We start from the raw sequence: 5,840 nt of genomic DNA, 5'->3' as shown, positions 1-5,840 counted from the left end.
AAAACCAACGCAGAATTGAAAGAATTGGCCAAAGAAACCGGTACACCAATTATGTTTAACAACCACAGCCGCGGTTCATTGACAGACAAAGTCAGCACGGCTTATCTGCAAAATGTAAAAGGATTAACCGATATACCAATTGAAAAAACCAAATATCTAGGGCCGGCAGCCAATATCGTAGGCGAATTTGACATGCTGAACAAAAATGGCTACGTTGATGAAAATGGTATTAATAGCACATTATTTCTGGGCAATAACAATACTGACTTTGTTGGTAGACTGGTAGGCCTGAATCCAGTAACCGCAGGGAACTGTACTGGTAATCCGTTAGGCTCCTGCTACAGTCACAGCAGTTATAATGGTGCTTATTATCTTGATAAAAATTTAACTGATGCAAATGGTAAAGAATACATCAATAAAAAAACAGGATTACCAATTCCAAATCCAGAATTTGGAAAAATTAAAGATACTGTATTTGAACCTAAACTTGACCAAAATGGACAATATATTAATCCAACACTTGCTCAAGCAGTAGTGATAGGAGAAGACGGTAATATCAATCTGGTAGACCGCCAAGGTAACATGACAACTTATGACAAAAAAACACTAAAACCAATTAAAATTACACAAATACCGATTCATGTGATTGATGGCAAACGCTACTTTAATTATGGAGGAAAGAAATACTATGCAGATCCACCCAAGTAGAAAAAAGTTATTAATTCTGACAGGAATAAGTCTGGTATTAGGTGGTTGCAGTATATCGGACTGGTACAATGGTTATTATGTTGATAGGTCATCGATGAAACATTATCTTGAAGAAAGAAGTGCTTATTATGATGCTGAGTCCCAAGAAATTAAGCAACTGAGAAACATGAATGATGTTTTTTGCAGAAATTTAGCATCAAAACCTGAAAATTTAATATCACGTGCGGGTTATCCAAACGGAGTTTATAATTCACCTATGTATGAAATTTGTATGAAAGAAAATGGAACACCAACTTTTGATGCTTATTCCTCTATTCAGGCAGAAAAACGTCGAGCTGAGCGTAGGGCTCGTGGTGAAATAGTTCCTGAAAACCAATAAGACATGTATTACTAAGTTGTTTTACCTATAGCTAATTAACGGGCGTCAGTACCGATAAATACCCCTAGACCATTTAGCCAAAGAATAAATCAAGCATTTGCCCAAGCAGACATTTTCTTAATTATGAAGGTAAAAAACGTCATGCAGTACTACCGCCCAAGTAAAAAACGCTTATTAATTGTGACAGGAATCAGTCTGCTAGTAGGTGGTTGCAGTTTATCGGACTGGTATAACGGTTATTATGTGGATAGGTCATCATGGAAAAGCTATCAGAAAGATAGTGATGCTTATTATGATGCTGAGTCTCCGCAAATGAAAGAACTGAGAAAAAAAAATCAAGACTATTGCCTAGAGCTGGCAAATAAGCCGGAAAATCGACTTCAAGAAAAAGGTTACCCAAATGGTGTATGGAATCAACCTTTGTTTGGAAGGTGTATGGAAAATCGCGGAACACCCACGTTTCAAACCTATCAATCGAATCGGGCGAAACAACGTGATGCTGAGCGTAGAGCACGAGGTGAAATAGTCCTTTAATTAAGATTGCTGCTACCATACAGAGTATCGTTAGCGACGGGTAAGGGCTAGATATGGTAAAACGTCGCCAGATTAAACTGCCGATGAAAAGGAACATGGCCATTTATCCGCACCAACCCACCTTAATACAGGTGGGTTTTTTATGTGAAAAAGATATTATGGTTAATGCGAGATCACCGCGGGAGCCAACCGCGGCAAAGGACATGGCAATGGCGACGAAACCAGCTACCGCAACAGCCATATTGGAAGCAGCAGCGGCAACACCTGCCTCACCAGCGGCGGAGCTACCAACATCAAAGGCGCACAGGTAGCAGGTAAAGGCGTACAGATTGATGCAGCCGAACTAAATATCGAAAGCTTACAGGACACAGCCAAATACAACAGCAAACAGCAGAATATCAGCGGGCAGGTCACCGTAGGCTATGGCGCATCCGCCTCTGCCAGCTTTAGTAAAAGCAAAATTAAAGCCGATTATGCTGCTGTAACAGAACAAAGCGGCATCATTGCCGGTGACAATGGCTACCAGCTCAACATCAAAGGCAATACCGACCTCAAAGGTGCCATCATCACCTCTACTGCAGCAGCCGAAGCGGCAGGCAAAAACCAAGTAATTACCGGCAGCCTGACGAGCAGCGATATCCAAAATCATAGTGATTATAGTGGTAGTAGTATTGGTATCGGTGCCAGTGGCAGCGTTAGTGGATCAACACTGGGACAAAAACAGCCTACTGGTAACGACAAGATTAATCTGGCTAATCAGGGGGAAACGAGTGCCAGCAAGTCCCTTGGCTTCGGACACGATAGTGGCCATAGCAGCAGTACCACCCACAGCGGCATCAATACTGGCAACATCATCATCACGGATGCTGCTGCCCAGCAGCAGAAAACCGGCAAAAGTGTAGCCGAAACCATAGCTGGAATTCATACCGATACCAGCAGCGACAACTATGCGGATAAAGCCGGCTACCTGAGCAACAACTTTGACAAAGACAAAGTTCAGAAAGAGCTGGATACACAGCGTGAAGTCACACAGTAATTCAGCGCCAATATACAGGCTACCTCAGCAATGATAAACAGCAAAAAGGATAGCCTGAAAGAAAAACTGAAAGACGAAAACCTGACCTTATCAGAGCGGGAACAATACGAAAAAGAACTGTCGCAATGGAACACAGGCGGCTTACTGCTGAATGCCATCGGAGCAGGATTGGCCGCACCAACCAATAGCGTAGGGGGCATATTGGCAGCCACAGCCAGTCCGGTGGTTTCGTATCAGATAGGCCAATACTTTAAAGGCAAAGAAGCTGAAGGCAGCACAGCCCATCTGGTGACACATGCAGTATTAGGTGCAGCGGTAGCGGCAGCAGGAGGGAATGATGCATTGGCAGGAGCATTGGCGGCAGGAGGATCAGAGGCTATAGGTCCAGTGGTATCGAAATGGCTGTATGACAAAGAACCAAAGGATTTGACGGCAGAAGAGAAAGCAACTGTATCAGCAATATCAGGACTGGCAGGAGCGGCTACGGGAGCGGTAGCGGGTGGAAGTATGGCAGATGCAGCGCAGGGTAATCAGGCTGCGCATGCGGCTGTGGATAATAATCGATTAATCCTAACTGGGGATAAAGCTGCCAAAGAAAGATATATAAATTTACTGAACAAAACACAAAGTAAATACAAATATAAAATAGATGACAATGATAGAATTATTATTGAAGGTTATCATTACGATGATACACAAAATCCTCCGGTTTTAGTATCCGATAATTTCAATGGAAAGTATTAAATCTAACAGATGTAGTGAATAAAACTATAATAGATGCAATTAACAAAAATGAAGATATATATTTAAGATTGATTTCAGATCCAAACTATATCATCAAAGAAAAGATTTTTATAGATGATGTACACAGTGGTGCAATTGATGCTACTAAAGATTTATTTGAAAATTCTGATCCATATGCTTTAATGCAATCAAGCATACATTATATAAAAGAAAGAGAAAGTATAGATAACTATGAAAAAGAAAAGTTAAATATAATTAATGGTAATGAGCCCATATTTCAATTAGCACATCATAAAGGATTGCAAGCAGAGTTAGATTATCTAAATGAAAAATTTCCTGGAGGAACATATGCGCAAGGACTTGAGTATTCATATATCGGGAAATTTAACGGTAAATATGTAGGAATACGTGATATTCCCTATGGAAGTAAAGAATTACTATATTATTTTTCTCTGGTCCCAACTACTAATAAACAAGGATTGGCGTTAAGACCAATAAATATACAATATAGAAAATAGTATAAATTGCAACTATGATTTTTTATAGGAGACAAATATGTATAAAAAAATTTTAAGCAGCTTATTATCAATTTATATATTAAGCTGTAATCCTATTATAAATGCAAAAGGGGTAAACTCTAAACTAATTACAGTTTCAAACAAAATTCCAGCATTTATAGAATACTCATCAAATAATGTATGTCCTAGTTCCAAAAAAAATACTTATATTACACCTTTAAATCTTAACAAAAACTCTAATCTTAATGACGGAATTTTTTATGGAATAATGAAGGATGGTAACAAAAATTATTCTATAAAATTAGTTTTAAATAAAAATTATTTTGAATCATTAGAGGTGTATGACAACACGTTATCTCTTGGATTAAGAGGTAATACTAAGATTTTAAATTTTTCTTGTTCAATGCTATCTATAACTTCTGATTTAACAAACGATAAAAATTTATGTAATTTGAACCATATCTTTTCTTATAATAATAATTATTATGATGATTTAAAATATTTATGTTCTAATAATAATCGTAATCCCAATATTCGACCTTCTTATTATTTAGGTAATAAATTTAGTAATTATCTTTTAATAAACGGATTTAATATTGATTTTATAAATCAATTAATTAAATATAAAGATTTAAAAAATCATGGGTTATTAGATTTTTAAATACTTTTAATTTACTTCTAAAATTATTTATTTGTACCAACATGATGATACAAATAATCTGCCGGTATTAATTAATTAGTAAATGATTATATCTCTGGAAATATTGGTACTAGTAAAATTTTTTCATGATTCTGATCTATAATCCAGAGTATAATGTTGGTATATTGACAGAACTTAATTATTTGCAAAATATATTTTGATTATGTAGAAGATTCCAAAGGTAATAAGATACCCATAAGACCTATTGGAATAACATTTTAAACCTATATGTTTTTGTTGAGAAGATACTTTATGAAAATTGTAGGGTTTAGATTAATGAAAAAATTCTTTTTTTTGATATTTTATTTATTTGCGTCTTTTGCGTTAGCAAATGAACATGATGAAATAATAGATTTTATAAAAAATCCAAAAAATGTTTGTGAAGTTTCAAAAAGTAAAAGCGTAATAACAATGTTAAATTACGATAAAAATTATGAATATTTGGATGGATATTACTATGGAACTATAAAAAAAATAAAAATAATTTTTTTATAATACTAAATTTTAAAGATAACTATCTAAAAAGGATAGAAATACAAGATAAAACATTGCATTTGGGAATTAAATATAATCCCCAAAAAATAGTTTTAAATATTAATTGCCAAGATATATATAATTCAAAAAAATTATGCTATAAAGATTTTGTATTATTCAATAATCCCAATAAAGAAAGTAGTTTGAATCAATTATGTTATTCAAAATTGAAATACAAAAATATACCTAAAACATCTTATTTGCCAGATGATGTTGTTGAATATTTGTTTGCTAACGGTTTTAATATTCCATTTTTAAAAGATTTATTTAAATACCAAAGCCAAATAACTAATGGAATTGTAGATACTTTTTAATCTTAAAATAAAAAATAATATAAAAAATAATCCATTAAGTAATGGTGGCTAAATTCCATTTAGTTATTTTGTATCAAATATAATTTTACGAATTATTAGATAAAGCCGTACATGGAGACTTACAGGCAAAAGAATCTGCAGAAGAACTGTAGGCAGCTATGTTGATAGAGAAAAAACTAAGCTAAAAAAGGTATAGCCTGAAAGAAAAACTGAAAGACGAAAACCTGACCTTATCAGAGCGGGAACAATATGAAAAAGAACTGTCGCAATGGAACACTGGCGGCTTACTGCTGAACGCCATCGGAGCAGGATTGGCCGCACCAACCAATAGCGTAGGGGGCATATTGGCAGCCACAGCCAGTCCGGTGGTTTC

The 5,840-nt window shown here is 35.4% G+C and carries 11 protein-coding genes and 1 pseudogene; 9 read left to right on the top strand and 3 right to left on the bottom strand.

Going from position 1 to position 5,840, the window contains the following annotated elements; translation table 11 throughout:
* The 4 genes and pseudogenes from ACQP6D_RS10775 to ACQP6D_RS10760 form a co-directional block, all read left to right on the top strand.
* On the top strand, positions 1 to 708 hold a 708-nt coding region (locus tag ACQP6D_RS10775; protein ID WP_427858195.1), incomplete at its 5' end, for a hypothetical protein.
* Positions 689 to 1,087, top strand: a complete 399-nt coding sequence (locus ACQP6D_RS10770) for a hypothetical protein (RefSeq protein WP_144078748.1) — start codon at positions 689 to 691, stop codon at positions 1,085 to 1,087. The genes ACQP6D_RS10775 and ACQP6D_RS10770, both read left to right, overlap by 20 nt.
* A gap of 141 nt (positions 1,088 to 1,228) precedes the next feature.
* Positions 1,229 to 1,621 carry a hypothetical protein gene (locus ACQP6D_RS10765; RefSeq protein WP_427858194.1) on the top strand — a complete coding sequence of 131 codons (393 nt, stop codon included), beginning with the start codon at positions 1,229 to 1,231 and terminating at the stop codon, positions 1,619 to 1,621.
* A gap of 172 nt (positions 1,622 to 1,793) precedes the next feature.
* Positions 1,794 to 1,958 (top strand): annotated as a pseudogene (locus tag ACQP6D_RS10760) (hemagglutinin repeat-containing protein); the annotation flags it as partial.
* Positions 1,959 to 1,979: 21 nt separating this feature from the next.
* Here the strand turns inward: ACQP6D_RS10760 and ACQP6D_RS10755 are convergent.
* Both ACQP6D_RS10755 and ACQP6D_RS10750 read right to left on the bottom strand, forming a co-directional pair.
* Positions 1,980 to 2,270 (bottom strand): hypothetical protein, encoded by a 291-nt coding sequence (locus tag ACQP6D_RS10755; protein ID WP_427858192.1) that lies wholly within the window; start codon positions 2,268 to 2,270, stop codon positions 1,980 to 1,982.
* A gap of 54 nt (positions 2,271 to 2,324) precedes the next feature.
* The gene (locus ACQP6D_RS10750; RefSeq protein ID WP_427858191.1) at positions 2,325 to 2,546 is read right to left on the bottom strand and encodes a hypothetical protein; all 222 of its coding nucleotides are present in this window, start codon (positions 2,544 to 2,546) and stop codon (positions 2,325 to 2,327) included.
* A 141-nt stretch (positions 2,547 to 2,687) separates the two neighbouring features.
* Here ACQP6D_RS10750 and ACQP6D_RS10745 point away from each other — a divergent pair, with 141 nt between their 5' ends.
* From ACQP6D_RS10745 to ACQP6D_RS10725, 5 genes are all read left to right on the top strand, one after another.
* Entirely contained in the window at positions 2,688 to 3,401 is a 714-nt protein-coding gene (locus ACQP6D_RS10745; RefSeq protein ID WP_427858189.1) for a VENN motif pre-toxin domain-containing protein, read from the top strand.
* A gap of 14 nt (positions 3,402 to 3,415) precedes the next feature.
* Entirely contained in the window at positions 3,416 to 3,919 is a 504-nt protein-coding gene (locus ACQP6D_RS10740) for a hypothetical protein (RefSeq protein WP_427858188.1), read from the top strand.
* A 37-nt stretch (positions 3,920 to 3,956) separates the two neighbouring features.
* Positions 3,957 to 4,580: a hypothetical protein gene (locus ACQP6D_RS10735; protein ID WP_427858187.1), complete on the top strand. Its 624-nt coding sequence runs from the start codon at positions 3,957 to 3,959 to the stop codon at positions 4,578 to 4,580.
* Positions 4,581 to 4,871: 291 nt separating this feature from the next.
* Positions 4,872 to 5,114 carry a hypothetical protein gene (locus tag ACQP6D_RS10730; RefSeq protein ID WP_427858186.1) on the top strand — a complete coding sequence of 81 codons (243 nt, stop codon included), beginning with the start codon at positions 4,872 to 4,874 and terminating at the stop codon, positions 5,112 to 5,114.
* A gap of 53 nt (positions 5,115 to 5,167) precedes the next feature.
* Positions 5,168 to 5,467 (top strand): hypothetical protein, encoded by a 300-nt coding sequence (locus ACQP6D_RS10725; RefSeq protein ID WP_370389328.1) that lies wholly within the window; start codon positions 5,168 to 5,170, stop codon positions 5,465 to 5,467.
* Positions 5,468 to 5,648: 181 nt separating this feature from the next.
* On the opposite strand, the gene ACQP6D_RS10720 is transcribed toward ACQP6D_RS10725, so the two are convergent.
* Positions 5,649 to 5,840: hypothetical protein (locus ACQP6D_RS10720; protein ID WP_427858184.1), on the bottom strand; the 192-nt coding region annotated here is incomplete at its 5' end.

The organism is Snodgrassella sp. CS2, from assembly GCF_050310315.1.
Classification (GTDB): domain Bacteria; phylum Pseudomonadota; class Gammaproteobacteria; order Burkholderiales; family Neisseriaceae; genus Snodgrassella; species Snodgrassella alvi_E.
This window is presented reverse-complemented; position numbering and strand designations above follow the sequence as displayed.